At 71.7% G+C, this 25,823-nt stretch carries 27 protein-coding genes; 14 read left to right on the plus strand and 13 right to left on the minus strand.

Features of this window, described 5'->3' with window-relative positions; translation table 11 throughout:
* Positions 1-158 precede the first annotated feature (158 nt).
* Positions 159-815, minus strand: coding sequence for a response regulator (locus ACIBHY_RS10810; protein ID WP_397306582.1), 657 nt, complete (start codon positions 813-815; stop codon positions 159-161).
* Positions 812-1,795, minus strand: a complete 984-nt coding sequence (locus ACIBHY_RS10815) for a HAMP domain-containing sensor histidine kinase (protein WP_397306583.1) — start codon at positions 1,793-1,795, stop codon at positions 812-814. The genes ACIBHY_RS10810 and ACIBHY_RS10815 overlap by 4 nt, the downstream gene beginning before the upstream one ends.
* 175 nt (positions 1,796-1,970) lie before the next feature.
* Here ACIBHY_RS10815 and ACIBHY_RS10820 point away from each other — a divergent pair, with 175 nt between their 5' ends.
* The 3 genes from ACIBHY_RS10820 (at position 1,971) to ACIBHY_RS10830 (ending at position 4,690) form a co-directional block, all read left to right on the plus strand.
* On the plus strand, positions 1,971-2,810 hold the full coding sequence (locus ACIBHY_RS10820; RefSeq protein WP_397306584.1) for an SPFH domain-containing protein: 840 nt from the start codon (positions 1,971-1,973) through the stop codon (positions 2,808-2,810).
* Positions 2,811-2,857: 47 nt separating this feature from the next.
* The gene (locus ACIBHY_RS10825; RefSeq protein ID WP_397306585.1) at positions 2,858-3,316 is read left to right on the plus strand and encodes a CBS domain-containing protein; all 459 of its coding nucleotides are present in this window, start codon (positions 2,858-2,860) and stop codon (positions 3,314-3,316) included.
* Between the two features lie 87 nt (positions 3,317-3,403).
* Positions 3,404-4,690 (plus strand): SLC13 family permease, encoded by a 1,287-nt coding sequence (locus tag ACIBHY_RS10830; protein ID WP_397306586.1) that lies wholly within the window; start codon positions 3,404-3,406, stop codon positions 4,688-4,690.
* Here the strand turns inward: ACIBHY_RS10830 and ACIBHY_RS10835 are convergent.
* The gene (locus ACIBHY_RS10835; protein WP_397252276.1) at positions 4,687-5,619 is read right to left on the minus strand and encodes an AraC family transcriptional regulator; all 933 of its coding nucleotides are present in this window, start codon (positions 5,617-5,619) and stop codon (positions 4,687-4,689) included. The genes ACIBHY_RS10830 and ACIBHY_RS10835 overlap by 4 nt on opposite strands.
* A gap of 112 nt (positions 5,620-5,731) precedes the next feature.
* Between ACIBHY_RS10835 and ACIBHY_RS10840 the strand changes: the two genes are divergently transcribed.
* A complete protein-coding gene (locus tag ACIBHY_RS10840) occupies positions 5,732-6,586 on the plus strand; it encodes an NAD(P)H-binding protein (protein WP_397306587.1) in 855 nt (284 codons plus the stop codon).
* 18 nt (positions 6,587-6,604) lie between these two features.
* Positions 6,605-7,501 carry an SDR family NAD(P)-dependent oxidoreductase gene (locus ACIBHY_RS10845; protein WP_397306814.1) on the plus strand — a complete coding sequence of 299 codons (897 nt, stop codon included), beginning with the start codon at positions 6,605-6,607 and terminating at the stop codon, positions 7,499-7,501.
* Here ACIBHY_RS10845 and ACIBHY_RS10850 read toward each other — a convergent pair.
* Positions 7,480-8,604 carry an SRPBCC family protein gene (locus ACIBHY_RS10850; protein WP_397252278.1) on the minus strand — a complete coding sequence of 375 codons (1,125 nt, stop codon included), beginning with the start codon at positions 8,602-8,604 and terminating at the stop codon, positions 7,480-7,482. The genes ACIBHY_RS10845 and ACIBHY_RS10850 overlap by 22 nt on opposite strands.
* Positions 8,605-8,730: 126 nt before the next feature.
* On the opposite strand from ACIBHY_RS10850, the gene ACIBHY_RS10855 reads away from it, so the two are divergent.
* The 4 genes from ACIBHY_RS10855 (at position 8,731) to ACIBHY_RS10870 (ending at position 13,219) form a co-directional block, all read left to right on the plus strand.
* On the plus strand, positions 8,731-10,149 hold the full coding sequence (locus ACIBHY_RS10855) for a hypothetical protein (protein WP_397306588.1): 1,419 nt from the start codon (positions 8,731-8,733) through the stop codon (positions 10,147-10,149).
* A 64-nt stretch (positions 10,150-10,213) separates the two neighbouring features.
* Positions 10,214-11,473, plus strand: coding sequence for a carotenoid oxygenase family protein (locus ACIBHY_RS10860; protein ID WP_397252280.1), 1,260 nt, complete (start codon positions 10,214-10,216; stop codon positions 11,471-11,473).
* Positions 11,474-11,492: 19 nt separating this feature from the next.
* Positions 11,493-12,365 carry a GntR family transcriptional regulator gene (locus ACIBHY_RS10865; RefSeq protein ID WP_397252281.1) on the plus strand — a complete coding sequence of 291 codons (873 nt, stop codon included), beginning with the start codon at positions 11,493-11,495 and terminating at the stop codon, positions 12,363-12,365.
* 26 nt (positions 12,366-12,391) lie between these two features.
* Positions 12,392-13,219, plus strand: coding sequence for a DUF4429 domain-containing protein (locus ACIBHY_RS10870; RefSeq protein WP_397252282.1), 828 nt, complete (start codon positions 12,392-12,394; stop codon positions 13,217-13,219).
* 1 nt (position 13,220) lies between these two features.
* Here the strand turns inward: ACIBHY_RS10870 and ACIBHY_RS10875 are convergent, their stop codons facing one another.
* The 4 genes from ACIBHY_RS10875 to ACIBHY_RS10890 are packed head-to-tail and all read right to left on the minus strand — an operon-like array spanning position 13,221 to position 16,743.
* Positions 13,221-13,835, minus strand: coding sequence for a hypothetical protein (locus tag ACIBHY_RS10875; protein WP_397306589.1), 615 nt, complete (start codon positions 13,833-13,835; stop codon positions 13,221-13,223).
* Between the two features lie 35 nt (positions 13,836-13,870).
* On the minus strand, positions 13,871-15,298 hold the full coding sequence (locus ACIBHY_RS10880; RefSeq protein WP_397306590.1) for a hypothetical protein: 1,428 nt from the start codon (positions 15,296-15,298) through the stop codon (positions 13,871-13,873).
* Positions 15,299-15,344: 46 nt separating this feature from the next.
* Positions 15,345-15,977: a hypothetical protein gene (locus ACIBHY_RS10885; protein ID WP_397306591.1), complete on the minus strand. Its 633-nt coding sequence runs from the start codon at positions 15,975-15,977 to the stop codon at positions 15,345-15,347.
* Positions 15,978-16,005: 28 nt separating this feature from the next.
* Positions 16,006-16,743, minus strand: coding sequence for an enoyl-CoA hydratase/isomerase family protein (locus ACIBHY_RS10890; protein WP_397306592.1), 738 nt, complete (start codon positions 16,741-16,743; stop codon positions 16,006-16,008).
* A 117-nt stretch (positions 16,744-16,860) separates the two neighbouring features.
* Between ACIBHY_RS10890 and ACIBHY_RS10895 the strand changes: the two genes are divergently transcribed.
* The 4 genes from ACIBHY_RS10895 (at position 16,861) to ACIBHY_RS10910 (ending at position 19,847) form a co-directional block, all read left to right on the plus strand.
* Positions 16,861-18,138: a glucose-1-phosphate adenylyltransferase gene (locus ACIBHY_RS10895; RefSeq protein ID WP_397252287.1), complete on the plus strand. Its 1,278-nt coding sequence runs from the start codon at positions 16,861-16,863 to the stop codon at positions 18,136-18,138.
* Positions 18,139-18,305: 167 nt separating this feature from the next.
* Positions 18,306-18,608 (plus strand): isoamylase early set domain-containing protein, encoded by a 303-nt coding sequence (locus tag ACIBHY_RS10900; RefSeq protein ID WP_397252288.1) that lies wholly within the window; start codon positions 18,306-18,308, stop codon positions 18,606-18,608.
* 101 nt (positions 18,609-18,709) lie between these two features.
* The gene (locus ACIBHY_RS10905; RefSeq protein WP_397306593.1) at positions 18,710-19,150 is read left to right on the plus strand and encodes a hypothetical protein; all 441 of its coding nucleotides are present in this window, start codon (positions 18,710-18,712) and stop codon (positions 19,148-19,150) included.
* A 166-nt stretch (positions 19,151-19,316) separates the two neighbouring features.
* On the plus strand, positions 19,317-19,847 hold the full coding sequence (locus ACIBHY_RS10910) for a phospholipase (protein WP_397252290.1): 531 nt from the start codon (positions 19,317-19,319) through the stop codon (positions 19,845-19,847).
* Between the two features lie 86 nt (positions 19,848-19,933).
* Here ACIBHY_RS10910 and ACIBHY_RS10915 read toward each other — a convergent pair whose 3' ends face one another.
* On the minus strand, positions 19,934-21,013 hold the full coding sequence (locus tag ACIBHY_RS10915) for a C45 family autoproteolytic acyltransferase/hydolase (RefSeq protein WP_397306594.1): 1,080 nt from the start codon (positions 21,011-21,013) through the stop codon (positions 19,934-19,936).
* Entirely contained in the window at positions 21,010-21,438 is a 429-nt protein-coding gene (locus ACIBHY_RS10920; protein WP_397252292.1) for a hypothetical protein, read from the minus strand. Before ACIBHY_RS10920 ends, ACIBHY_RS10915 begins: the two co-directional genes overlap by 4 nt.
* Positions 21,439-21,485: 47 nt before the next feature.
* Here ACIBHY_RS10920 and ACIBHY_RS10925 point away from each other — a divergent pair, with 47 nt between their 5' ends.
* Positions 21,486-22,661: a saccharopine dehydrogenase family protein gene (locus ACIBHY_RS10925; protein ID WP_397306595.1), complete on the plus strand. Its 1,176-nt coding sequence runs from the start codon at positions 21,486-21,488 to the stop codon at positions 22,659-22,661.
* On the opposite strand, the gene ACIBHY_RS10930 is transcribed toward ACIBHY_RS10925, so the two are convergent.
* From ACIBHY_RS10930 to ACIBHY_RS10940, 3 genes are read right to left on the minus strand one after another with little or no spacing between them, the layout of a single operon-like run.
* Positions 22,648-23,490, minus strand: a complete 843-nt coding sequence (locus ACIBHY_RS10930) for a PaaX family transcriptional regulator C-terminal domain-containing protein (RefSeq protein WP_397306596.1) — start codon at positions 23,488-23,490, stop codon at positions 22,648-22,650. The genes ACIBHY_RS10925 and ACIBHY_RS10930 overlap by 14 nt on opposite strands.
* Positions 23,491-23,532: 42 nt before the next feature.
* Complete coding sequence (locus ACIBHY_RS10935) at positions 23,533-24,969, minus strand: flavin-containing monooxygenase (RefSeq protein ID WP_397252295.1); 1,437 nt, start codon at positions 24,967-24,969, stop codon at positions 23,533-23,535.
* 27 nt (positions 24,970-24,996) lie between these two features.
* Positions 24,997-25,788, minus strand: coding sequence for an SAM-dependent methyltransferase (locus tag ACIBHY_RS10940; protein ID WP_397306597.1), 792 nt, complete (start codon positions 25,786-25,788; stop codon positions 24,997-24,999).
* Positions 25,789-25,823: the final 35 nt, after the last annotated feature.

Below are 25,823 nucleotides of genomic sequence, written 5' to 3' on the forward strand. Positions count from 1 at the left end.
GTGGGAGACCACCCCGATCCTGCGGCCCGCGCTGGAGGTGAACTCGTGTTTGAGCCCGATGCCCGGCAGCGCCGTCTGCTCGATCTCCATGGGGGTCTCCGGTTCTTGATCGTTAGCGGGATTCAGGGCCGCACCATACCCGACATCGCCGCTCGGGGTCAGGGCTCGACCAGACCGGCCCGGATGGCGTAGCGGGTCAGGTCGAGGCGGTCGTTGAGGCCGAGCTTGGCCAGGATGTTCGTGCGGTGGCGGTCCACGGTCTTGGGGCTGATGACCAGGGTGTCGGCGATGGCCTTGGTGGAGTGACCCTCGGCGATGAGCTTGACGATCTCCTCCTCGCGGGCGGTCAGCAGGCTGTCGGGCAGGGGATCGCCGTGCTCGTGGCGGTGCAGAAAGTCACGGATCAGGGCGGTGACCGCGCCCGGATAGAGGAAGGGCTCGCCGCGCATCGCCGCCCGGCAGGCCTCGATGAGGTCGCGGTCGGCGACCGACTTCAGGACGTAGCCGCTGGCCCCCGCCTTCAGCGAGGCGAAGAAGTACTGCTCGTTGTCGTACATCGACAACATCAGCAGCCGTACGGCGGGCCAGCGCCGCGAGATCTCCCTGGCCGCCTGCAGCCCGGTCATGCGCGGCATCGCGATGTCCAGGATGACCAGGTCGGCCTCGTGCTCGCGCAGGACGTTGAGCACCTCGGCGCCGTCGGCGGCCTCGGCGACGACGGTCAGGTCGGGTTCGGCGTCCAGGATGAGGCGTACGCCCTGGCGGACCAGCGCGTGGTCGTCGGCCAGCACGATCCTGGCGGGTGTCGCGGTCATGCGGTCGGCTCCTTGGCGGTTCCGGGGACGGTGAGCGTGATCCGCGTGCCCCCGCCGGGTGGTGAGTGGATGCCCAGGCGGGCGCCGATGAGCAGGGCGCGCTCGTGCATGCCGCGGATGCCGGCGCCGTGCTCGCGGACTCCGCCCCGGCCGTCGTCGGTGACGCGCAGGACCACCTCGCCGTCCTCGACGACGGCCAGCGTCAGGGCCGCGGTGGTTGCGCCGGAGTGGCGGGCGACGTTGGTGAGGCTCTCCTGGGCGATGCGATACAGGACGAGTTCGACGTCGGCGGCCAGCGGCGGCACGCTCGCCAGCGAGCGGGTGACGTGGACGCTGCCGGTCTGCGACAGATCGGTGGCCAGCGCGGTCAGCGCGCTGTGCAGGCCGAGATCCTCCAGGACGCCGGGGCGCAGCCGCCGGGCGACCTGGCGGACCTCGTCCAGGCTGGCCCGGATCGCCTCCTGCGTGTGCTCAAGCTCGGCCGTCAGCTCGGCGGGGGCGCGGTCACGGGTGCGTTTGAGCCCCAGCAGCGCGACGGTGAGGCTCTGCCCGATCTCGTCGTGCAGTTCCCTGGCGATGCGGCCGCGCTCGGCCTCCTGCGCGGCGAGCGCGTGGGCGCTGGCCGAGGCGCGTTCCTCCTCCAGCCGGTCCAGCATCTGGTTGAAGGTGGTGACCACGCTGGCCAGGTCGCCGTTGCCGTCCTCGCGCAGCCGGTCGCGGTTGTGCAGCAGATCCACGCGCTGCATCAGCGACGTCAGCGCGGTCAGCGGCGCCAGACTGGCGCGGACCAGCAGGGCGTTGGCGGCCAGGATCAGCGCCAGGCCGATCGCCAGCACAGGGATCTCGGCCAGCAGCACCGGCGAGGACACCGTCGCCGGTGACAGCGCCAGCACGAGCGTGCCGGCCGCGAACACCAGGGCGTTGATGACGAACAGACGGCGAAACAGCGCCTGCGCCGGGCTGTGGGCGTGCTCCTTCATGACCTCAGCCTGGTCGGGCGCCCCCCGCGATGTCCAACGACCGGCCCGGCCACGGCGGAAGATACGGGCCGCGACCCCGCCGAAGTGCGGGTCAGCCCCGATAGCCGCAGGTGGGGGCGGCTGGCGAGACTGATCACCTCCCCGGAGATAAGGGGCGGACCGTAAGGAGGTGACGATGCGCGGCACGGACACGTCCTGGATCGTCGCGGCCGCGGCGCTCGTTCTTCTGCTGGCCGCCGCGTTGCGGTCCGTCCCCCGGGGCCATCACCTGGTCGTGCTGCGTTACGGCCGGGCGGTCGCGGTGCGGCGGCGAGGACTGGTGGTCGTCATCCCGTTCCTCGACCGCACCCGCCCGGTGCCCGCGGGCGCCGAACTCGTCGAGGCGTTCGCGCTGCCGGCCCGCACCCGCGACGGCCTGCGGGTGCGGGTGAGCGTCGTCGCCCACGTCGGCGTCACCGACCGCACCGCCTACGCGCTGGCCGCCCGCCCGCCGCTCGCCTGCGCCGCCGAGGAGCTGGAACGCCAGATCGTCGCCCGCGTGGCCGCCGCCACCCTGAACGAGCTGGCCCGATCGCCCGAGAACGTAGGCCGCCTGCTGCACGACGGGCTTCAGGCCCGCGTCGCCCGCCTGGGCCTGGGTGTGGTCCGGGTCGAGCCGGTCCGCCTGGAGCTGCGGGCCGACCCCGCCCTGCTGCGGTGGGCGCGCGAGCGGCACACCGTCCCGACTGACGAAGGTGCACCCATGGAGATCCATCACACGACCGTGCCCGGCACCGGCGACCTGCACCACCTGCGTACCCGCGCCGGGGAACGCCTCAGCGTGCTCGTCGACCACACGCAGCGCCGCCACCTGCACGTGTACGGCACCGGCGAGGCCGACCAGCCGCTCGTGGCCGTCACGCTCGACGGCGACGAAGCCGACCAGCTCGCCGAGCTGCTGAACAGCCGCAAGACCGCCGACCGCCTGGCCGCCCTGGAACGCCGCCTGGAACGTATGGAGGTGCGCGCCTCATGACCGCCAGACCTTCGACCAGCCTTCACCCCGCCAGCGTGGATGGTGCCATGCAAGCGCGCGACATCGCCGTCCGACTGCCCACCGTGACCGTCCGCGACCCCGTCGTACGGGCCGTGCGGCTCATGGTCGTCAACCGGCTGCCCGGCCTCATCGTCGTCGACGACCACACCAGGCCGGCGACCGTGCTGCCCGGCACCCAGGTGCTGCGCCTGGCCATCCCCGCCTCCATCCGCGAGGACCACGCCCTGGCCGCCACGCTCGACGAGGCGGAGGCCGACGTGTTCTGGCAGGAGCTCGGCAGCCTGACCGTCGGCGACTGCCTGCCGGCGCCCATGGGCCGGCCGGCCACCGTCGCCAAGGACGCCACCCTGCTGGAGGTGGCCGCGCTCATGGCGCGCACCCGCAGCCCGCTGGTCGCCGTCGTCGCCCACGACGGCACGCTGACCGGCGCGATCACCCTCGAACGCCTGCTGACGAGCCTGGCCATCATCGGCCCGTCCGACTGACCGCGCGCCCGCGCCCACCGCCTCACCGCCGCCAGGAGGTCTGCTCTTCATGCCCGGCCACGCCCCGCGAGCCTCCGCCAGACCAGGATGAGCGCCATCGTGGCCCTGGCCATCTTCGTCGTGGCGTTCTTCTTCATCGCCACGGAGAAGGCCGACAAGGTCAAGGTCGTCCTCATCGCCGCCGGGCTGATGACCGTGCTCGGTCTGGCGCCGGGTTCCGACGTCTTCTTCAACGAGCACGCCGGCGTCGACTGGAACGTCATCTTCCTCCTGCTCGGCATGATGATCATCGTTGGGGTGATCAAGCAGACAGGCTTGTTCGACTACCTGGCGATCTGGGCGGCCAAACGGTCGAAGGGCCGGCCGTACCGGCTGATGGTGATGCTCATGGCTATCACCGCCATCGCCTCGCCCTTCCTGGACAACGTCACCACGATCATGCTGGTCGCGCCGGTGACCGTGATGGTGTGCGGGCGGTTGCGGATCCCGGCGCAGCCGTACCTGATCGCGGAGGTTCTGGCCTCCAACATCGGCGGGGCGGCCACGCTCATCGGGGATCCGCCCAACATCATCATCGGCAGCCGGGCCGGGCTGACGTTCAACGACTTCCTCGTGCACATGGCGCCCGCGGTCGTCATCATCTTCGTGATCTTCGTGCTGTTCACCTATCCGTTGTTCCGGAAGTCGTTCCAGTACAACCCCGACCATGTCGCCAAGGTCATGGCCATGCAGGAGAAGCGGGCCATCACCGATCCCGTTCTGCTCGTGCGGTCGCTGGCGGTGCTGGCGGGGGTGGTGGTCGCGTTCGGGCTGCACTCGGTCTTCCATCTCGCGCCCTCGGTCATCGCGCTCGTCGGCGCGGGGGTCATGCTGCTGGTGTGCCGGGTCGAGCTCGGCGACGTGCTGCGCGAGGTCGAATGGCCTACGCTGGTGTTCTTCGCCGGGTTGTTCGTCATGGTCGCGGGGCTCGTGCACACGGGCACGATCGAGGCCATCGGCCGGGCCAGCATCGAGCTGTTCGGCGACAACCACTTCGCCGCGGCCACCTCGCTGCTGTTCGGCTCCAGCATCCTCGGCGCCTTCTTCGACAACATCCCCTACGTCGCCACCATGGCGCCCGTCGTCGAGGAACTCGCCGCCGCCGCGCCCGACGCCGCCACCGGCCGGGCCCTGTGGTGGGCCTTCGCGCTCGGCGCGGACTTCGGCGGGAACGGCACCGCCGTCGCCGCCAGCGCCAACGTCGTGGCCATCGGCATCGCCGCCCGCACCGGCCACCCGATCAGCTTCTGGCAGTTCACCCGCTACGGCATCGTCGTCACCCTCGCCAGCACCGCCCTGGCCTGGGTCTACGTCTGGCTGCGCTACTTCCTCTAGGAACCGGTGCGGTGGCGGCTCGGCGACAGGCCGCGTACCCGTTTGAAGGCCACGCTCAGCGCGAACGCGTTGGCGTAGCCGACGTGCCTGGCGACCGAGTCGATGGTGATGTCGGAGGAACGCAGCAGGTCGGCGGCGAGCGCGAGCCGCCAGCCGGTGACGTAGGCCATCGGCGGCTCGCCCACGAGGCTGGCGAAGCGGCGGGCGAACGCCGCGCGTGACGCGCCGACCTTCTCCGCCAGGAGCGCCACCGTCCACGGCCGGGCCGGGTCGCCGTGGATCAGCTTCAGCGCCGGGCCGATCAGCGGGTCGCTCTGCGCCTGGTACCAGCCGGGCGCCTGGGCCTCGGGGCGGGCGAACCAGGCGCGCAGGGTCGCGATCAGCGCCAGGTCGAGGAGCCGGTCGAGGACGACCTGCTGGCCGGGGCCTTCGCCGTTGACCTCCTGGGCCAGCAGTTCCATGACCGGGGAGGGCGTGCTCGCCCGCGGCACGAGCACGACCGCGGGCAGGGCGTTGAGCAGCCGGTCGCCGACCTCGCCGCTGACCTGGTAGGTGCCGCTGGCCACGATCGCCGAGCCGTCGGGGGTGAGCCCGCTGGTGCGGGGGCCGAGCCGCAGCTCGTCGGTGATGTCGACGCCGTCGATGGTGGTCAGGCGGTTGCCCGGGTGGACGACGGTGTCGGGGGCGGTGGCCGGGTCGTCGCCGATCGTGTACGGCGCGGGCCCCTTGACGATCGCCACGTCACCGGTGCGCATCAGCACGGGCTCGCCCCCGTCGGGCACGATCCAGGCGTGCCCGCGCAGCGCGGTGGCCAGGGCGAGCATGGCGCCGTCGGCGATCCGCAGCGACCACGGTGGTTCCAGGATCGCCTGGCAGAACGCCGCGCTGCGGGCACGGACTCCGTCGAGAAGGTCGGCGAGGGGGTCCACACCCTCAGCTTAGACGGACAGAAATGGAGGCGAGCGTACCGAATATGGATCGTCTCACCCGGGGCGACTTCACTGGAAGTGACTCGATCGACGACCTCAGGAAGGCGGTCCCATGTACGCGATCACGGGTGTGACAGGCCACGTCGGCGGCGCGGCGGCCCAGGAGCTTCTGGCCGGTGGAGCGGCGGTGCGGGCGGTGGTCCGCGACCCGGCGAAGGGCCGCGACTGGCCTCAGGCGGCGGTCGCCGATCTCGGCGACAGGGCGGCGCTGGCGGAGGCGTTGCGCGGCTGCCACGGCGTGTTCGTCATGCTGCCGACCGATCCGGCGGCGGACGACCCCGACGCCTATCACCGCGGGCTGGCCGCCTCGATCGCCGGAGCGGTCGAGGACAGCGGCGTTCCGCACGTGGTGATGCTGTCCTCGGTCGGCGCGGAACTGGCGGAGGGCACGGGCCCCATCCGCTGGTTGCACCACCTGGAGAACCTGCTGCGCGAGACCGGCACGGTCCTGACCGCGATCCGCTCGCCGCACTTCCAGGAGAAGGTCGAGACCGTGCTCGACGCCGCCACGGGGGCCGGCGTCTACCCGGTCTTCGGCGAGTCGGCCGACGTGCCCACGCCGATGGTCGCCACGCGCGACATCGGCAAGGTGGTCGCGCGGGCCCTGACGGAGCCGCCCGCGAGCGGCGAGGTCGTCGACCTGGACGCCCCCGGCTACACCGAGCGGCAGGTCGCGGAGGAACTGGCGGCGGTGCTCGGCACGACGCTGCGGGTGGTCACCATCCCGCGGCCCGGCTGGGTCGGCACGATGGTCGAGGCGGGCCTCCCGGAGCCCCTCGCGCAGGAACTCGCCGGCCTGTACGAGGCCGAGCAGCGCGGCCTGCTCGAACCCCGGGGCGACCGGACGATCGCCTGCCCGACCGAGCTGGGCGAGACCCTGCGTCACGTGGTGAAGACCATCTCCTAGGAGGGCACCGTGTCCACGATGCTGATGACCGGCGGCACGTCGGGCTTCGGCGCGACCGCCGCCGGCCGGCTGACGCGCGGCGGGGACCGCCTGATCCTGGGCGCGCGCCGGCCGGTGCCCGGCGGCGAGTCGATCCCGCTCGACCTGACCGACCTCGCCTCGGTACGCGCCTTCGCGACCTCGGTGCGCGAACGACTCGGCGGCACCCCAGGCACCCCCGTGGACGCCCTGGTGCTCAACGCCGGCCTGATCCGCCCCGACGCGGACGGCCGGAGCGCGGACGGCTTCGAGACGACGTTCGCCGTCAACCACCTCGCCCACTACCTGCTCATCCGCCTGCTCCTGCCCACGTTGGCCGACGGCGCGATCGTCGTCCTGACCACGAGCGGCACGCACGACCCCGCCACCGGCGCGGGACTGACACCGCCGAGGCACGCGGACGCGGACCTGCTGGCTCACCCGGACCGCGACCCCGGCCGCGATCCGCGGCCGCGCAAGGCGGGCGAGCACGCGTACACCGCGTCCAAGCTCTGCGCCGTGCTGACGGCGCGCGCTCTGGCCGGGCGCGGCGTCACGGCCGTCGCCTACGATCCGGGTCAGGTGTTCGGCACGGGGCTGGCCAAGGACCTGCCGGTTCCCCTGCGGGTGGCGTGGTCGCTGCTGGGCACGCCGGTGCCGCGCTGGGCGGTGAGCCGGTTCAACCCGTATCTCAACAGCCGCGCCGCCGCAGGGAACGCCCTGGCCGACCTGGCCCTCGGCCTGGCGAGGCCACCGGGCGGCCGCTCGTACGCCGCGTTGCGCCGGGGCCGGCTCACCTGGCCGGACCCGTCGGAATCGGCCCGCGACGGCAGGCTCGCCCAGGCGCTCTGGGACGACAGCGCCAATCTCGCCGGTCACTTCAGGGCGTCGCGGTAGGCGTCGAGGACGAGGCCGTGGAAGTGGTGGAGCGCGTGCTCCGACAGGCCGGAGCCGGCGGGGTCGTACACGATCTTGCCCTGGGTGAAGGCGGGTGTGCGCATCCCGCGCTGGACGCTCTCCACCAGGGCGATGTCCTCCACCTGGAGAACCTCGTCGATGTAGCGGATGCTGTCGAGCTCCGCCTCGTCCGGATCGGCGGTCTCCAGGTAGAAGTCCCAGGTCTCCAGCGTCCGTTCCGGGCCGGCGGGGATGATCTGCAGGACCATGAGGTTGCCCCGGCCGGGGTAGCGCAGCAGGCACGTGTTGGGCCACAGCCACCAGACCGCGTGCTCGGTCACGGTCGCGCCCGACACGTCGTAGGCGGAGTTCTCGGCCGTGCCCGCCCGCGCCATGTGGCTGGACCAGATGCCGTGGGTCGTCACCTGGTACGTGCTCATGTCGACCAGCGACACGAAGTCCTTGTGCGCCACGTGGCAGTGGTAGCACTCCAGGAAGTTGTCGACGACGTTCTTCCAGTTGGAGGCGATGTCGTAGGTGAGGCGGCGGGCGAGGGTCAGTTTGGCGATGTCCGGCGCCCGCTCCTCGATCTCCGCCGCCAGGTCCCCGGCCCGCTCGGCGAGCGGGGCGGCGCCGGGGTCGAGGTTGACGTAGACCATGCCGGCGAACTCGGTGACCTGGACGGGGTCCAGGCGTACCGTGCCGGGGTCGAAGGCCGGCAGGTCGCCGGTGTTGCGGGCGCGCCGCAACCGGCCGGTCAGGTCGAAGTTCCAGGCGTGGTACGGACAGACGATGCTGCGCCGGACGCCGCACCCGGACAGCAGTTCGTGCGCCCGGTGCTTGCACACGTTGTAGAACGCGCGCAGCGTGCCGGACTCGTCCCGGACGGCGACGACGGGCATGCCGGCCACGGTGGCGCTGACGTAGCTTCCCGGCTCGCGCAGCTTCTCCGGGTGGCACAACCACTGCCACGTCCGCGCGAAGATCGCCCGCTGGTCGACGTCGAACCAGGCCGGATCGGTGTAGGCGTCGGCGTGCAGCGACATCGACAGCGCGGGGTCGGGGTGGTATCCGGCGGAGATGTGGTCGAAGGTGAGGGTCATCCTGCCTCCTGCAGACTTCTGCCGCGTCCATCGCGTGGGGGATCCGGTGTCCCTGGCGCCAGGGACGGGAAAGATCGCTCCCCGGCGTGACGCCCGCGCGGGGTCGCGCTGCCTAACCTGCCCGCCATGGAATCCGAATGGACCAGGTTCGGCAAGACCCGCCGCTGGGTGATCGGGATGGTGGCCGCGGCGCTGATCCCGGTGGTGGCCGGGCTCGCGCTCGTCGTCTCCTCACGCGCCACGTGCGGCAACCAGGCCACCGAGGAGCCCTGCCCCGCACCCATCCTGGGGCCGGGCGGGCAGGCCGTGGAGGACAAGTTCTACTTCGTCCACCAGCCGCTGCGCGGCGACGGCAGCATCACCGCCCGGGTGAACGGCATGACGGGGCGGATCAAGGAGCCGCCGCCGCCCGGGACCGGCGCGGGCCCGCCGCCCGTCCCCGGGCTGGTGCCGTGGGCCAAGGCCGGGGTCATGGTCAAGGACGGCATCCGGCGGGGGTCGCGGTACGCGGCGGTCATGGTGACCGCCGAGCACGGGGTGCGCATGCAGCACAACTTCACCGAGGACGTCGCGGGCTCGGCCGGACCGTATCCGCGCTGGCTGCGGCTGACGCGTACCGGCGACAGGCTCACCGGATACGAGTCGGCCGACGGCCAGAAGTGGACCGAGGTGGGCAAGGCCGATCTCGGCGGGCTGCCCGGCACGGTGGAGATCGGGCTGTTCGCCGCCTCGCCCGGCGCGCTGACGATGGCCGGCGGCGGGCCCGAGTCCAGGTTCTCCGAGGCCACCGCCGTCTTCGACCAGGTCAGCCCGCAGGCGGGCCCGTGGAAGAGTGACGACATCGGCGTCCAGATGGAGCCCGACGGCGTGACGCCGCACCACGGGGGAGGGCTCTCCCGCTCAGGCGGCACGTTCACCGTCACGGGGACCGGCGACATAGCGCCCGGCACCGAGTGGCAGCCGATCGAGCGCACGCTCATCGGCGCGTTCCCGGGCCTGATCGCGGTGATCGTCGTGGCGGTCTCGTTCGGGACGGCCGGCCGCCGGCGCCTCGTCCCCAAGGCGGTGGTGATCGGCACCGTCGCCTTCGTCAGCGGGGTGATCCCCGCCGCCGTCGTGGTGCCGATCGCCCTGCGGATCCTCCCCTCCAACGGCGTCCACCCGCTTCCGGCCGGCCTGCCGGCGTACCTGCAGGTGATCGTCGGCACCGGCCTGCTGTTCGCCGCCGTCGCGGTGCTGTCCCTGGGCATCGGCGCGCTGTTCGGGCGGGCCGCCGCGGGGATCGTCGCGGCCGTCGCCGCGGTCTTCCTTCCGTACGCGCTGGCGCTGGCGGGCGTGGGGGACTGGCTGCTGGCGGTCACTCCGGCGGCGGGTTTCGCGATCCAGCAGAGCGCCCGCGAGTACGCGCAGGTCGAGGGCTTCTACACCGCGCTCACCGGCTACTTCCCGCTGGCGCCGTGGGCGGGGTTCGCGGTGCTGTGCGCGTACGCCGCGCTCGGCCTCGGGCTGGCCGTCGTCATGGAGCGCCGGAGGCGGTTGCACTAGTGCACAGCTCGGTGTTATCCCTTGCCGCAAGGGATGCCGGCAGGCTCGTGCGTACGGTGTCAACATGAAGTATCTGGAAGGGCCGTTCGCGCCCGTCACCGAAGAGGTCACCGCTCACGACCTGCCCGTCACCGGGCGGATCCCGGCCGAGCTCAACGGCCGCTACCTGCGCAACGGTCCCAACCCGCTGGGCGTGGAGGACCCGGTCGTCCACATCTGGGGCATGGGCCAGGGCATGGTGCACGGGGTACGGCTGCGCGACGGCCGCGCCGAGTGGTACCGCAACCGGTTCGTCCGCGCGCCGGGCATCGCGCCCATGGTGCACGTGATCGAGCACGCCCGGCGCACCTTCGCCATGCTGGAAGGCGGCATGCCGCCCACCGAGCTGGACGACGAGCTGAACACCCTGGGCACGTGCGCGCTGGGCGGGACCGAGGAGGGGTTCACGGCGGGGGCCCACTCCAAGCACGACCCGCTCACCGGCGAACTGCACTCGCTGTCGTACATGATGGGCCGCGACGTCGTCCAGTACATCGTGACCGGTGTCGGGGGCGGCGTCGTGCGGGCCACCACGATCCCCATGACGCGCACGCCGTTCCTGCACGACTTCGCGCTCACCGAGAACCACGTGGTGCTGTGGGACACGCCGCTGGGCTTCGACGGCTTCGAGTGCCGGTGGCTGCCGGAGCACCCGACGCGGGTGGGGGTCATGCCGCGTACCGGCGGGGAGGTGCGCTGGCTGGACATCGACCCGGTCCACGTCAGCCACACGCTCAACGCCTACGACGACGGCGACTCGGTCGTGGTCGACCTGGTCACGGCCGAGGGGCCGTTCCATCCCGCCGATCCCGGGGCGATCCGCCCCGTGCTTGACCGGTGGACGATCACCGCGGACGCCGTCCATCAGCGGCGGGTCGACGACCGGCCGCAGGACTTCCCCCGGGTGAACGAGACGCGCGCCACCCGGCCCCACCGGTACGGCTACTCGGCGGCGGCGGCCCTCTACGGGATCCCGTTCGCGCCCGAGGGGATGCCGCCCGACGACGCGTTCACCAACGCCCTGGTCAAGCATGACCTGGAGCGGGGGACGGCCGAGGTGCACGGGTTCGGCGCCGACGAGGCCGTGGGGGAGGCCGTGTTCGCCGCCGCCGGGCCGGGAGAGGACGAGGGGTATCTGCTGACGTACGTCCACAATCCGCTCAGGAACGCCAGCGATCTGGTGATCCTGAGCGCCCAGGACTTCACCGGCGCGCCCGTCGCGCGGGTCCACCTTCCGGCCAGGGTGCCGCTCGGGCTGCACGGCAACTGGTTGCCCGATCGCTGAGGCGTGGCAGCATGGCGTCGTGAACGATCCGCGACCGCCGTACCTCCGGATCGTCGCCGACATCGAGCGGCGCATCGCCGACGGAGAGCTGCGGCCAGGCGATCGCGTCCCCACCACCAGGGCGATCATGGCCGAATGGGGCGTGGCCATGGCGACGGCCACCAAGGCGCTGTCCGCGCTCAAGCAGGCGGGCGCCATCGAGTCCGCGGCCCGGGTCGGCGCCGTGGTCGCCGCTCGCCGGCTGCCCGCGCGCTCGGCCGGGAGCCTCGAACGCGAGCGGGTCGTCCGCGTGGCCCTGCGGATCGCAGACGAGAGCGGCCTGGCGGCGCTGTCGATGCGGGCGGTGGCGGCCAAGCTCGGCGTCGCCACCATGACCCTCTACCGGCACCTCGACGCCAAGGCCGAGCTCACCCACTTGATCGCCGACGCCGCGTTCGCCGAGATCGAGTACCCGGAGCCGCCGCCCGGATGGCGCTCCCACCTGCGGGTGGCCGCCCAACTGCAGTGGGCCGCCTACCAGCGCCATCCCTGGCTGCCGCGCCTGGTGTCGATCACCCGGCCGGTGCCGCTGCCGGGGATGCTGGCGTACGGGCTGTGGACGCTGCGCGCGCTCGACGGCCTCGACCTGGACCCCGGCACCCGCCTGCACGTGTACGGCACGCTCGTCAACTACGTGCGCGGGACGGCGGTGAACATCGAGAGCGAGGCCGGCGCCGAACTCGACACCGGCATGACCAGCACGCAGTGGGTCACGGCCAGGCTGTCCGTCGACGGGCCGCTGGTCGCCCAGGTCACCGAGCCGGGGACGGAGCTCGATCTGGAGTCGTTGTTCGCCTTCGGCCTCGAACGCCTCCTGGACGGCCTGGGAACCGTGCTCACACCCCGGCGGTGAGCCCGATGATGGCTTAGCCTGAGGGCGTGGAGGATGTTCTGGCGGGCTCCGAGAGCGTGTGGGGCTTCGAGAGCGACGCCCTGCGCATCCGGCCGGGGCCGAAGGCGAACAAACTCCTCGCCGAACTCGGCGAACGCGTCGTTCCCCACAGCGCGATCGCCGAGGTGTCGCTCGCGCATGGCAGGCGGGGCACGGTGGTGCTCCGGGTGACGCCGAGGCGTGGGGCGGATCCGGTGATCAGCGCCGCCGCCGGGCAACTGGCCGAGGTGCTGGACCCGTACCGGCTGGTGTTGCCCGCCGGCAAGGAGACGCTGGCCGACTACTACGCCGACGAGCTCCGGTCCGCGATCACGAGCCGGGAGCCCGCCGAGCGGTTCCTGGTCGCCGCCCCGCCCGTGCCGCGGGGTTTCAAGGCGTGGGACGGCGCGGCCACGTTCGACGGCGAGCACGTGACCTTCACGTGGTTCTGGTCGGGCGCCTCGACGGCCAAGTACAGCGCCGGTGACCAGCGCTTCCGCGTCGCCGATCTGGAAGGCGTGGAATGGCACGCGCCGGTGAGGGCGAGCGGCTCGCTCAGGCTGAAGGTACGCGACCGGGTGGCCCCGTCCGACCCGAACGACGACCCGGCCTCGGTGGTGTTCGGCCTGGGCTGGGGCGTCACTCACAAGTCGCTCCCGTTCGCCGCCGCCGTCCTGGCCGCGATCCCCGCCGGCGGGCCGAAACCGCTCTCCCCCCGCCACACCGCCGCCGAGATCACCGAGCTGATCGCCAAGCTGGGCGAACTGCGCGACGCCGGGCTGCTGTCCCCCGAGGAGTTCCAGGCCAAGAAGGCCGAGCTGCTGTCCCGGATGTGAGCTAGTCGGCCGTGCTGTGGCGGGCGTACCAGGAGAGGGTGGTCGCCGTGACGACCGCGACGGCGGCGACCCAGCGCCAGGAGACCGCGGGCTGCGGCGTGGTGGGGGTGCCGGTCTTGCCGGGTCGCACGGGAGTACCCAGGGCGGTGATCAGGTCGGTGGTCACGGGACCTCCGATGGTCTCGTGGGTGGTCTCGCGTTCGTCGCCGGCCTTGAGCGGGCCCGTGCCCGGACGGATCGGGATGTTTCCCGAACACAGCGACGTGGACAGGCTCGCGCCCGGCACCCGCTCGGCCTGGCCGGCGAAAACGAGGTAACGCGCGTCCTGGTCGAACACGTACCCGCACGCGGGGCTGTCGGTGTCGGCGCCGATCTGGAACTCGGCGGTGGGCGCGCCCTTGTAGACGTGGTCGGTGCGGAAGGTGTAAATCTTCTGGGCGTTCGGCGGGCCCTTGACCGTGCGGATCGCCACCACGGTGCCGGTGAACACCGCCGTCGCGTTCTGTACGGCCTGCGCCGGCTTGAACTCCACGCAACTGCAGGCGCAGGCGGCGGTGGTCGTGCCCACCAGCATGGCGGCCGCCAGCGCGGTGACCACGAGCAATCGCAGCATCATGACCTCACGACGTACGGCGGACCCCGAACGGTTCGCTACACCACCTCGTATACCAGCTCGTAGACCGCCTGGCCGTCGCCCAGCACGGCGTTCTTGCGCCCGGTGGCGCGGTCGGCCACGGTCGCGACGACGGAGCCGATGTAGTCGTCCACGCCGGCGAAGCCGCCGTCCAGCTCGATGACCTCGATCTTCGCGGGCGCCGCTCCCAGCGGGAAGGTGTGCCCGAGGTCGATCCGCATGCCCTCCTCGAACTCGTACGGGGCATCGGCGACGTCGGCGCCGCCGACCCGGATGACGATCTCGTCCCCGGCGTCCGGGTCGCGGTCGGAGGGCGTACGGCAGATCAGGGAGACCAGCCGGAGCGTCGCCGCGGGCGCGTCGACGGGCACGCGCACCAGCGGGATCGGCGCCGGCTCGCGCAGCGGCGGGACCAGCTCGCCCGGGTCGAACAGGCGTGGCGGCGAGATCTGCCCGCGCGACAGCTTGATGGCGTGCTGCATCGCCGCGTTGATCAGCTTGGTGTAGGTCGAGATCACGGTCAGCAGGACGTCGGTGGAGGGCAGGCCGCGGAAGAACTCCGGCTGCCGGAGCGCGAACTCGAGATCGTTGCGCGTCTGGATGAAGCGCAGCTTGCGCTCGCGCGCGTCGGCGAGCGCCAGCAGGAACGCCTCCTGTTCCTCCGGGGTGGGGACCGGCAGCGGCAGCGTGTCGTATGTGACGACCTCGGCCTCGTAGGCGGCCGAGCTGTCGGAGGCGATGGTGGGGAACTGCTTGAACCGGGTGATCACCTCGCCGATCTCGACGGTCGGCGCGATCGTCGCGCCGGAGCCCGCCTTCTGGAACATCGTCGCGGTGTACTCCGAGCGCGAACTGGCGCTCCTGTTCGCCTCCTCGAACGAGGCCTTGAAGCTGCCGGAGGCGACCAGCCCGTTCGCCTCGGCCTGGAGGGTGGCGGCCAGCGAGGTCTGGCGGGTGGTCGAGACCGACGTGATGCGGATGACCGCGTAGAACTCGCCGCCGGTCTGCAGCCCGCGCACGAAGCTGTCGCCGAAGGCCCGGTTGAACTCCTCGAACCGCAGGGCGTCGAGCAGCGCCTTGGCGTCGGCGGTGACCCTGAACCCGCGGCCCCGGCGCAGCGCGTTCTCGACGACGACGCGGGCCACGAGGAAGGTGGAGGTGGAGTTGTAGTTGGACGACTCGGAGAACGTCGTCTTCGCCGAGGCGGAGAAGAACCCGTAGCGGCCCTGCGCCTCGAAGGACATGCCCAGGGTCTCCTGGAGTTCCTCGTGGGTGCTGACGATGCTGATCGACGAGGTCACCGTCTGGCCGTCGGCGTCCGGGTCGGAGGAGACGGTGAAGCCTTCGAGCGCCGTCCCGACGGCCAGGCCGGACTCGCTGTTGAAGCCCATCCCGACCTCTTCGTCGTTGAACAGGACCCTGCGCACCTGCGGAATTCGCGCCATGCACCGACGATCTCAGGGCGCCGGGTCCCGCCACATGAGTACGGGGCTACTCAGCTTCTCCGTCGGGCCAGTAAGGAAGCGAGCGCCCCGCGGCCGACGCGATGGCGGCGCCGTCCACCTCGGCGAAGGTGAGCTCGACACCGCCGGCGGGCCACTCCACGGCGAGCTGGAACGGCTCGGCGGGCGGAGAGGGCCACAACCACAACCCGGCGACGAGGACGCTCGAGTCTTCTGGGCCGCTGCGCATCGACATGCCGGGCAGCAGCCAGGAGATCTGCGGACCCGGCGGCGGCGCGGCCGACGGGGGATGCCGCTTGCCGATGCGGTGCCCGACGGTGGTGACCTTGGAGCCGTCGGCGAAGCGCACGCCGAACCGCAGCAGGTCGTCAGGCAGCGGGGCGCCGGCCTTCACACCGGTGACCATGTGCTGGTAGATGGCGCGCGTGAGGGCGGAGTCGTCGGCGGCCGAGCGCGTGATGACGTCCACGTTGATCAGGCAGCCGGTGCTGAAGGCCTGGATCGTCTGCACGATCATGGCGACGTCCTGGGTACGGGCCAGCACCAGATCGCTGACCAGCACCGCGCCCCTCTCCAGCGCCGGAGGCGCCTGCCAGGGGGACAGGCCCGGTTGGGGTGATTCGGATGGTTCGTCCTGGGCCGTTGGGGGCTCGAAGAACATGATTCCCACCATATGCGCGCGCAGCGCTTCACGAGCGGCGGCGGGACGCGACCGTCCGTGCCATGAAGGACTCGATCCGCCCGTCGGCCGCGGCCGTCCGCCACAGGCGCAGCGTCTCCTGCTCGCCGGTCGCCTCGCCGCGCAGTTGCCCCTTGGTGTGCCGGAAGGTGTCGGCGGGGATCGCGGCCAGCCGGCCGGCGACCGACAACGCCCGGTCGAGCAGTTCACCGGGCTCGGCCACCTCGTCCACAAACCCGTGGGCCAGCGCTTCGGCGGCCGGATGGTTGCGGCCGCCGAGGATCGCCCGCCGCGCGCCGACCGGCCCGAGCGCGGACCGCATGATCTCCAGGGCCACCTCCGGGAACGGCACTCCCACCAGCAGCTCGGGAACGCCGATCGTGCCCGGTCCGGTGGCCATGACGCGGTGGTCGCAGGCGGCGGCCAGCACGCAGCCGCCGGCGATCGCGTGGCCGTTGATCGCGGCCACGGCGGGCTTGCCCAGGTCGAAGACGGCCCGGAACGCGCCGCTCAGCGCCGGCAGGTACGTGGCCACGTAGCCGGCGCCGCCGTCGACGATGCGCTCCAGGTCGACCCCGGCCGAGAAGGCCCGTCCGGAACCGGTGAGCACGACGGCTCTCACCCCGCCGGTGTCCAGGTCGCGCAGCGTCGTCTCGATCGCCTGGCACAGCTCCAGGTCCAGGGCGTTGACCTTGCCGTGGGCCAGCCGTACGACGGCGATCCCGTCGATGACCTCAACCTCGATCACGCCGGTTCCTTTCCGCCGAACGGCAGGTCTTCGCTCATGCGCGGCATAACGATTCTTTGGGGGTATGACGCACCTTCTTGCAATGGAGCTGTGAAAGGCGAAGATAGCGTCATTCCCATGACCTCGTGCAGAGTTATGGCCGTGGTGCTGGCCGGCGGACAGGGAAAACGACTACTGCCGTTGACGATGGGCAGGGCCAAACCGAACGTCCCGTTCGGCGGGATGTTCCGGCTGATCGACTTCGTGCTCTCCAATCTGACCAACGCCGGCTATCTCAAGATCGTGGTGCTGACCCAGTACCAGAGCAACAGTCTCGACCGCTACATCGCGCGCGGCTGGCAACTCTCCTCTCAGGTGGGGCACTACATCGCCCCGGTTCCGGCGCAGCAGCAGTTCGGGCCGCAGTGGTTCTCCGGCTCGGCCGACGCGCTGTTCCAGAACCTGCACCTGCTGCGGGACGATCCTCCGGAACATGTGCTGGTGTTCGGGGCCGACCACGTCTACCGGATGGATCCGGCGCAGATGCTCGCCCAGCACCTCGAGTCCGGGGCGGACGTCACGGTCGCGGCGATCCGGCAACCGCGGGCGCTGGCCCACCAGTTCGGGGTGATCGAGTGCGCGCCGGGCGGCCGGCGGATCGCGCGGTTCGTGGAGAAACCCGGTGACCCGGCCGGCCTGCCCGACTCGCCGGAGGAGATCCGCGCGTCCATGGGCAACTACGTGTTCAGGACGCAGGCGCTGATCGACGCGGTGGAGGAGGACGCGATGGACGTGTCCAGCCGCCACGACATCGGCGCCGACATCATCCCCATGCTGGTACGCGAGGGCCGGGCCGACGTCTACGACTTCGCCCGCAACCACGTGCACGGCGTCAGTCCCCGCGAGCGCGGCTACTGGCGTGACGTCGGCACCCTGGACGCCTACTACGAAGCCCACATGGACCTCATCGGACCCGACCCGGCCTTCACGCTGCACAACGCGCACTGGCCGATCCGCACCTTCCACGACCTGCTCGCGCCGGTGACCTTCGGCAGGGAACGGCCGGGCCGCGCCGTCGACTCGCTGCTCTCGCCGGGCGTCGCCGTCGCCGCCGAGGCGGACATCGAGCGCTCCGTGCTGTCCCCGCGGGTCACGTTGGGGGCCCGCGCCCAGGTCGCCGACTCGATCCTGATGGAGAACGTACGGGTGGGCCGGGACGCGATCGTCCGGCGGGCGATCGTGGACCGCGACGCCGTCATCCCGGACGGCGCGAGGATCGGCCTCGACCCCGAACTGGATCGCGAGCTCTACACGGTCACCGACAACGGGATCGTGGTCGTCGGCAGCGAGGGCGCCCGGCGGTGCGAGACCCGGGTCGAGACGGCCGGCGGCCTGCCGACCGGATCGCGTCACTAGCCCATGAGGAAATTCCCGGAGCGGAATCCTCTCGTAAACGCTAAAAACTGCGAAGATCGCCCGTTTCTCACCGTCGGCCGGGGTATGGCTGAACGCGCAATCGTCTGAATCATCTTATTCGGGGGAGAAAGATGTTCACTCACAGCAAACCCAACAGGAGGGGGCAGGTGGAGGTTCTCTTCACCCTTCCCGGTGAGGTCGGGCCGGTGTCCGTCGTCGGCGACTTCAACGGCTGGGACCCGCTCGCGCACCCGATGCAGCTCGGCGACGACGGTCGCTACAGGGTGGCGGTAGCCGTACCGCAGGGCGAGGCGTTCGCCTTCCGGTACCTGGGCGATGGCGGCCGCTGGTTCGACGACGAGGGCGCCGAGGAGTACGACCACCGTGGCGCCGTCTTCCGCGTCCCGACGCCCAAGCGCCGTGCCGTTCCCGCCAAGCCGCGCGTCGCCGCTGGCAAGACCGCACGCTGACCCTCCACGCGGGCCCGCCGGCCGGATCCGGGAAGTCATGCCCGACCGGCGGGTGCCGCAGGGGGTGGACGCGAACCGCGCGCCACCCCACATTGGTAGACATGTCGATCAGAGCAGGCGGCCTCGCGGCCGCCGCCGCGGGCTGCGTCCTGGCCACCCCTGTCGCCGTGTGGTGGCTGGTCGGGGATCTGAGCGTGGACGTGCCGCAGGGGACCGGTCTCGACTACGCGTTCCGGCCGCCGGACATCGGCCCGGTGGTGGAGCGGGTGGCCGGCCTGGGCGCTGTGGCCGTCATGGTGCTCACGCTCGGCCTGCTGATCTGGGCCGCCCGGGGGCGGCGCTTCGACGGCCGGTGGTGGGCGGCGCTCGTACCGGCGCTGGTGGCGGGGGCGATCGCCGGGGCGGGGGCGCGCGTCGTGACCGCGGGCACGATCGGCGCGAACATCGGGGCCGGGCTGGCCCTGGTCGGCGGGGGCGTGGTCGTCGGCCTGCTCCTGCTGTGGGCGGCCGGGTGGTCGGCGCGGTTGCTGCTGTCCCGCTGACATCGGAATTCGACTGACCGTAAAGGGCGACTCTCCGCAAACCCTGCTGGAAAAATTGGACAAGATCTGCTTTTAGTTTTCCCCGCCTTCGCTTCATTGTTAGGTCGTCGGGCGAACCTTGCCACCGCATTCCTCCGCACCCCCCGTGCAGTGAAAGCAGGTTCTCATGGTCAGACGGTCCCTCTTACTCGCGATATCCGCCCTCCTGTCCGTGGCCGCCTTCTTCGGATTCGCGCTCCCGGCCCACGCGGTCACGCCGGAACAGAAACTCGCCGCGCTCTCCACCTTCTCCCAGCCGAACGCCGGCAGCGCCTCCGCCTGGCGCGCCGCCTGGCAGAACCAGGCCGCGTGGGCCGACTACAACTTCGACTGGTCGACCGACCTGTGCTCCAGCAGCCCCGACCAGCCGCTCGGCTTCGACTTCAGGATGTCCTGCCGGCGCCACGACTTCGGCTACCGCAACTACAAGGCCATGAACGTCTTCCCGGCCAACAAGCCGCGTATCGACGACGCCTTCTACTTCGACATGCGCCAGGTGTGCGCCGGATATTCCGGGCTCTCCCGCTCCACCTGCAACGGCCTGGCCTGGACCTATTACCAGGCGGTCAAGGAATTCGGCGACCTGCGCGTCACCGATGAGCAGATTCAGCAGGTCAAGCAGCAGGCCGAACGGAACCACCAGAACGCCGCGGCCTGAACCGTCGTCGGCGGCGGGGACGCCGGACCGGCGTCCCCGTCACCGGCTCGACCTGGTTCTCACGGACCCAGGGGAGCGCCGCCGGATCATTCCCCTGCCGGGCCTGCCGGGCCTGCCGGGTCGGCCGGCCGCACGCCGCAGGGGCCGCCGGCGTGGACGGTGAGGTCGCCGCGGTCCACGTGGAGCTCGATCGTCGCCAGCGTGCGCTGCTCCCACTCCGGGAGTACGGCCCCCGCCGGCACGTGACAGCAGATGCTCTTGCTGCCCGAGGAATGGTCGGCCATGGCCTCCGTCAGCGGCCCGCCGGAGCGCAGGCGCCGACGCAACGTCTGGTGGCGCAGCAACGTGTCCGGGTACTCCCGCGGCACCTGGTCGCCCGCGGCGGCGACCGGGTCGAGGAAGTGGTTGGTGTGGACCAGGACGCCGTCGTCGTCGGGCAGCACCCAGGCGGGACCGCCCGGATGGAGTTCCGCGGTGATCGCGGAGCCCGGGGTGACCACGGTGATCGAGGTCGAGGCGGAGACCTCGGGCGAGACCAGCAGGCCGGTGGCCGAGGACAGGTCGCGGGCCTCGTCGAGCACGCGCCGGGCCACCACGTGAACGGGCACGCCCATGGCCTCGCCGTCGCGCGCGTGTGACAGGAACGTGAAGAGCACGCCGACGTTCGCCGAGCTGACGCCGATCTTGCCGACGATGCCGTACTCGGTCATCGTGCGCACGACGTGCCCGGACGGGTGGGGGATGGTCCAGACGAACCAGTTCCCGGCCATCGCCTCGGCCCAGTCCCAGGTCTGCCCGGCCCGGGTCGGTTCGCCGAGCACAATGGCCGCCGAGCACTCGCCGCGCGGCGGCGCGGGCAGGGTGGCGAGGATCTCGGTCCGCGCGTTGATCGCGGCCAGGTCCTCGACCGGCAGCCCGGCGCCCGCCGCCATGCCCTCGATCTCCCGGGCGAGGTCGGGCGCCCACTTCTCGATCGCGGTGAACGCCCGCGCGCCCGGCTCGGCGATGGGCACCGGCGCCTCCGCCAGGCCGTCGAACATCATCCGGTACCCGGTCACGGTGCGGGCGATGTCGCGCGCGTGAGCCGTACCGAACTCAAGACCACGCTCGTACGGCCCGGCGGCCCGCGAGGTGAAGCTCCTGACCACGACTACCTCCAGTGTCAACGGCGGTGCAACATGACGATCATGCGGACGGCGGAGACCGCGCTCGCGACCGCACTGATCACGGTGACCCATAACCAGAAGGCCGTCCAGGTGGCGGGGATCGGCAGGAGCGCGGCGAGCAGGACGGGGTAGCCGAGCACCAGGACGCGCAGCCGCCGCTCGTCACGGAGATGGAGTCGGAGCGGGCGCGCCGGGCACGGGCGCAGGCCGCCGGCCAGGACCAGGCGCCAGGTGTGCAGCGCGGTGAGGTAGAGCGTGACGATGACCGCCAGCCCGAGCAACTGGGCCCATTCCGGCGCGGTGTCGTCCCCGGCCAGGAGGTAGGGCAGCACCATCGCCGCGAGCGGCAGCGTGCTGGCCGCCTCTGCCGCGATCATCCGGCTGGCCGGCCTCTCGCGGAACAGCGGAAGCGCTGATATGTTCATATTTCGTTCTATCGTACTGAAAACGATAGGTGAAGATGTGAGAGGTAATGATGAGAATCCTCGCCCTCGGCGGTCCCGGATCGATGGGCAGGGTCGCGGTGCGCGTGGCAGCGGGTCTCGCCGGGGTGCGGGAGATCGTCGTCGCCGACCGTGACCTGGACGCGGCGCACCGGCTGGTCAAGGAGCTCGGCGGCCTCCCGGCACGGCTCAGCGCCCGGCAGGTGGACGTCACCGACGCGGACGGGCTGGCCGCCGCGCTGGAAGGGGCCGACGTCGTGCTCAACACGGTCGGGCCCTACTACCGCTTCGGCCCGGCCGTCCTGCGGGCGGCGATCCTCGCCCGCACCCACTACCTCGACATCTGCGACGACTGGGAACCCACCCTGGAGATGCTCGAGCTCGACGGGCAGGCCCGCGCCGCGGGCGTGCGCGCGGTGATCGGCATGGGCGCGAGCCCCGGGATCAGCAACCTGCTCGCGGCCCGCGCCGTGGCGGAACTCGACACCGTGACGGACCTCTACACCGCCTGGCCCGTCGACGTCCCCGGCTCCGGCGCCGAGCAGACCGAGCTGAACGGGCCCGACGGCCGGCCCATCGCGGCGGCGGTGCATTGGATGCAGCAGATCAGCGGTACCGTCGCCGTGGTCAGCGGCGGGCAGGTCGTCCAGCGGCCGCCCATGCGGCCGGTCACGCTCGACCTGCCCGGCGGCAGGAAGGGCACCGCCTACACCGTCGGCCACCCCGAGCCCGTGACGCTGGCGCGTAGCTACGTCCTGACGGGGGAGTCGGCCAGCCTCATGGTCGTCACGCCGGGTACCGCGGCCTACCTGGACGTGCTGCGCACCGACCTCGACGAAGGCCGGCTCACCAACGAGAGCGCCGCCGCCGCCCTGGCCAAGCCCGCCACGCGCCGGGCCATGCGGGCGGCCGTGCGGGCGTTCGGCTTCAAGGCGCCGGGCTCCCTGCCGGCGTTCTTCGCCGCCGCCATAGGCACGGCGGACGGGCGGCCGCGTACCGTCCTGGCCCACCTGGCCGGGGCCGAGACGCTGATGATGGGCATGGACGAGGCCACCGGCCTCCCGGCCGCGCTGGGCCTGGCCCAGCTGCTCGACGTGGAGCGCGTCCCGCCCGGCGTGCACCCGCCGGAGACCGCGATCGACGGCGAGCGGTTCTTCGCCGACCTGGCCGGGCACGCCGGGTCCGTCCGGGTCATCGTGGAGTGAGCGTCCCGTAGAGCTTGAACAGGCGGATGCCGGAGCCGATCTGGTGGTCGAGCAGCTTCCAGCAGGTCGCGGTCAGCTCGCGGGCCTGCGCGCCGGGCCAGGGCCGCGGCAGCAGTTCCGGAGGCAGGAGCGGGTCGTCCTCCATCGCGCGGGTGAACTCGGCGGCCAGCTCCACCGCGATGGTCAGCCGCTCCTGCGGGGAGAGCGGGTTCGCGCCTCGCAGCAGGTCGAGCCGCGGCCGGGCGATCGCGGCGAGGCGGTCGTAGCGCCCGGCGATCTCCTTCAGCGGCCACAGGGCGCGGGCGAGGGCGACCGGGTCGGCCTGCCCGCCCCTGCGCAGGTCGCGGGTGGTCAGGAAGGTGACGTGGTCGAGGACGTCCAGGCGGCGGGCGTGCTCCTCGACGTAGGGCTCCCACGCGTTGGCGCTGAGGTAGAGGCCGCCGTGCACGGGCGCCCCGCCGAGCGCGGTGATCGCCGCGCGCAGCGCGTCCCTGCCGGTCCTCGCACTTTCCGGTACGGCGAAGCCCACCAGATGCCAGGTGCCGTCCCAGGGCGCGAGCCCGGCGTCCTGCCGGTAGGCGTGGGCGACGAACTCGACGTCGAGCCCCATCGCCCGCTCGGCGCTGCCGGTGGCCCGCAGGATCGCCTTGCGCCCGCGGCCCTCCTGGACGAAGCGCTCCTCCGCGACCAGCCGCTTGATGCACAGGCGCACCTGCTGATCGGTCATGCCGAGCTGTTCCGCGGTGGCGTAGAGCTCACCCGCGTCGACGGTGAGGTCGGTGCGGACGAGCGCCTCGACGAGCATCCGGGTGGGGACGTGGACGTCCAATGCGGTGGCCCTCCAGGGGTGTGTGAGCGGGAAGAGTTTACGTCACCCGAAAATCATGCCCTTGCGAACGTCGAGGAACGCGAACTTCGCGAGGTCGGCCAGGTAGTTCTGGGTGACCAGCCACGGGTCGCGCTCGCCCTGCTGCGGGAACAGGTGCGCGGCGCGCTGGACGTAGCCGGCGGTCAGGCCGAGCAGAGGCCGCCGGGCGCCGTCGCGCGGGAAGGCGGGCATCGCCGTGCTCAGGCCGTGCCTGCGCATGTGGGCGAGCAGCCGTACGACGTAGCGGGAGGACAGGTCGGCGCGCAGGGTCCATGACGCGTTGGTGTAGCCGACGCAGAAGGCGAGGTTGGGCACGCCGCCGAGCATCAGCCCCCGGTAGGCGGTGGTGGCGGCGAGGTCGACCGGCTTGCCGTCCACCGTCAGCGCGATGCCGCCGAGGGGGATCAGCGACAGCCCGGTCGCGGAGACGACGACGTCGGCGGCCAGTTCCTTGCCCGACTCCAGCGTGATGCCGTCCTTCGTGAACCGGGCGATGCGGCCGGTGACCACCGACGCCCGCCCGGCGGTCACGTCGCGGAAGAGATCGCCGTTGGGCACGACGCACAGCCGCTGGTCCCAGGGCTGGTAGCCGGGCGTGAAGTGCCGGTCGGCGTAGGCGGGGTCGGGCAGGAACCTGAGGACGCCCCGGCGCAGGTACCGCTTGGTCCGCTCGGGGTAGCGTCTGCTCAGCCAGTAGATCAGCTGGCTGCGCAGCACGTTCTTGGCGCGGACGAGGGTGTGCGCGAGCCGCGCGGGCAGCAGGCGGCGCAGCGCGTCGGCGGTCCGGTCGACGTCGGGCAGCGCGCTCATGTACGTCGGGGAGCGCTGGAGCATCGTGACGTGCGCCGCCTTCCCGGCCAGCGCGGGCACGAGCGTGACGGCGGTGGCGCCGCTGCCGATCACCACGACCCGGCTGCCGGTGACGTCGAGGTCCTCCGGCCAGAACTGCGGATGCGCGAACCGGCCGCCGAAGTGCTCCACGCCGTCGAAGTCCGGCTGGTGGCCCTGCTCGTAGTCGTAGTAGCCGGCGCAGACGTAGAGGAACGAGCACGTCCAGACCCCGTCGCCGGTCCGCACCGTCCACCGGCCGCGCTCGCCGGACCAGCCGGCGGAGACGACCTTGGTCCCGTAGCGGATGTGCCGGTCGATGCCGTGCTCGCGGGCGGTGTCCTCGATGTAGCGGCGGATGCTGTCGCCGTCGGCCAGCGACTTCCCGCCGCGCCACGGCTGGAAGGGGTAGCTGAGCGTGAACATGTCCGAGTCGGAGCGGACGCCCGGGTAGCGGAACAGGTCCCACGTGCCACCGGGGCGGTCCCGGGCTTCGAGCACCGCGTACGTCCAGCCGCGCTCGCGCTGGAGGCGCCACGCGGCGCCGATGCCGGACAGGCCCGCTCCGATGATCAACACGTCCACGTCTATCACATCAGAAACGGTCGTCATAAAAACGACCGTATCATGTGCGAACGTTCAGGGCTTCCGCGCCACCGCCCCGTGGGCGTCGATGAACGGCCCCGCCTCGTCGTGCCACTGCGAGATCGGGGCCAGCCCCGGCTCCACCATCTCCAGGCCCTCGAAGCAGCTGGCCATCTCCTCGAGCGAGCGCAGGTAGTAGGGGACCGCGCCGCTCTCCGCCAGCTTGTCGCTGCCCTCCGCGACGGCCTCGCCGGTGGCGGTGCCGTCCCACAGCACGAGGTAGCTGCCCGAGGGCACGCTGTCCATGACCCGGCCGACGATCGAGCGCATGAGCTCGAAGTCCTCGACGTACCCCAGCACGCCCATGAACATCACCGCGATGGGCTTGGTGAAGTCGAGCACGTTGTGGGCGTCGGAGACGATCAGCTCCGGCTCGTGGTAGTCGCCGTCCACGTACGCGGTGACGCCCTCCGGGGTGGTGTTGCGCAGCAGGGCGCGGGCGTGCACGAGCACCAGCGGGTCGTTGTCGACATAGACGATGCGCGAGGCCGCGTTGATCGACTGGGCGACCTCGTGGGTGTTCTGCATGGTCGGCAGGCCGGTGCCGATGTCGAGGAACTGGGAGATCCCGGCCTCGCCCGCCAGGTGGCCGACGGCGCGGACCAGGAACCCGCGCGACTGCACGGCCATCTTCACGATGTCCGGATACACCTGGGCCACCGCGTCGCCGGCGGCCCGGTCGGCCTCGAAGTTGTCCTTGCCTCCCATCCAGTAGTTCCAGATGCGGGCCGCGTGCGGGATGTCGGGCTGGATCTTCGCGGCGAGGTCGGAACGCTCGTGGTTCATGGGCGGGCTTCCTGTGAGGGGTTTCGCGTGAAGTG

This window comes from Nonomuraea sp. NPDC050547 (assembly GCF_044457345.1).
In the GTDB taxonomy this organism is placed as follows: Bacteria; Actinomycetota; Actinomycetes; order Streptosporangiales; family Streptosporangiaceae; genus Nonomuraea.

Bases quoted from the DNA above. Each gene is read 5' to 3' on its own strand.
- ACIBHY_RS10840 (WP_397306587.1), top strand. From the start codon at position 5,732: ATGTACGCGATCACGGGTGTGACAGGCCACGTCGGCGGCGCGGCGGCC.
- ACIBHY_RS10905 (WP_397306593.1), top strand. From the start codon at position 18,710: ATGTCGATCAGAGCAGGCGGCCTCGCGGCCGCCGCCGCGGGCTGCGTC.
- ACIBHY_RS10935 (WP_397252295.1), bottom strand. From the start codon at position 24,969: ATGACGACCGTTTCTGATGTGATAGACGTGGACGTGTTGATCATCGGA.
- ACIBHY_RS10845 (WP_397306814.1), top strand. From the start codon at position 6,605: ATGCTGATGACCGGCGGCACGTCGGGCTTCGGCGCGACCGCCGCCGGC.
- ACIBHY_RS10920 (WP_397252292.1), bottom strand. From the start codon at position 21,438: ATGAACATATCAGCGCTTCCGCTGTTCCGCGAGAGGCCGGCCAGCCGG.
- ACIBHY_RS10875 (WP_397306589.1), bottom strand. From the start codon at position 13,835: ATGATGCTGCGATTGCTCGTGGTCACCGCGCTGGCGGCCGCCATGCTG.
- ACIBHY_RS10815 (WP_397306583.1), bottom strand. From the start codon at position 1,795: ATGAAGGAGCACGCCCACAGCCCGGCGCAGGCGCTGTTTCGCCGTCTG.
- ACIBHY_RS10825 (WP_397306585.1), top strand. From the start codon at position 2,858: ATGCAAGCGCGCGACATCGCCGTCCGACTGCCCACCGTGACCGTCCGC.
- ACIBHY_RS10850 (WP_397252278.1), bottom strand. From the start codon at position 8,604: ATGACCCTCACCTTCGACCACATCTCCGCCGGATACCACCCCGACCCC.
- ACIBHY_RS10820 (WP_397306584.1), top strand. From the start codon at position 1,971: ATGCGCGGCACGGACACGTCCTGGATCGTCGCGGCCGCGGCGCTCGTT.
- ACIBHY_RS10895 (WP_397252287.1), top strand. From the start codon at position 16,861: ATGACCTCGTGCAGAGTTATGGCCGTGGTGCTGGCCGGCGGACAGGGA.
- ACIBHY_RS10855 (WP_397306588.1), top strand. From the start codon at position 8,731: ATGGAATCCGAATGGACCAGGTTCGGCAAGACCCGCCGCTGGGTGATC.
- ACIBHY_RS10860 (WP_397252280.1), top strand. From the start codon at position 10,214: ATGAAGTATCTGGAAGGGCCGTTCGCGCCCGTCACCGAAGAGGTCACC.
- ACIBHY_RS10940 (WP_397306597.1), bottom strand. From the start codon at position 25,788: ATGAACCACGAGCGTTCCGACCTCGCCGCGAAGATCCAGCCCGACATC.
- ACIBHY_RS10885 (WP_397306591.1), bottom strand. From the start codon at position 15,977: ATGTTCTTCGAGCCCCCAACGGCCCAGGACGAACCATCCGAATCACCC.
- ACIBHY_RS10830 (WP_397306586.1), top strand. From the start codon at position 3,404: ATGAGCGCCATCGTGGCCCTGGCCATCTTCGTCGTGGCGTTCTTCTTC.
- ACIBHY_RS10810 (WP_397306582.1), bottom strand. From the start codon at position 815: ATGACCGCGACACCCGCCAGGATCGTGCTGGCCGACGACCACGCGCTG.
- ACIBHY_RS10880 (WP_397306590.1), bottom strand. From the start codon at position 15,298: ATGGCGCGAATTCCGCAGGTGCGCAGGGTCCTGTTCAACGACGAAGAG.
- ACIBHY_RS10910 (WP_397252290.1), top strand. From the start codon at position 19,317: ATGGTCAGACGGTCCCTCTTACTCGCGATATCCGCCCTCCTGTCCGTG.
- ACIBHY_RS10925 (WP_397306595.1), top strand. From the start codon at position 21,486: ATGATGAGAATCCTCGCCCTCGGCGGTCCCGGATCGATGGGCAGGGTC.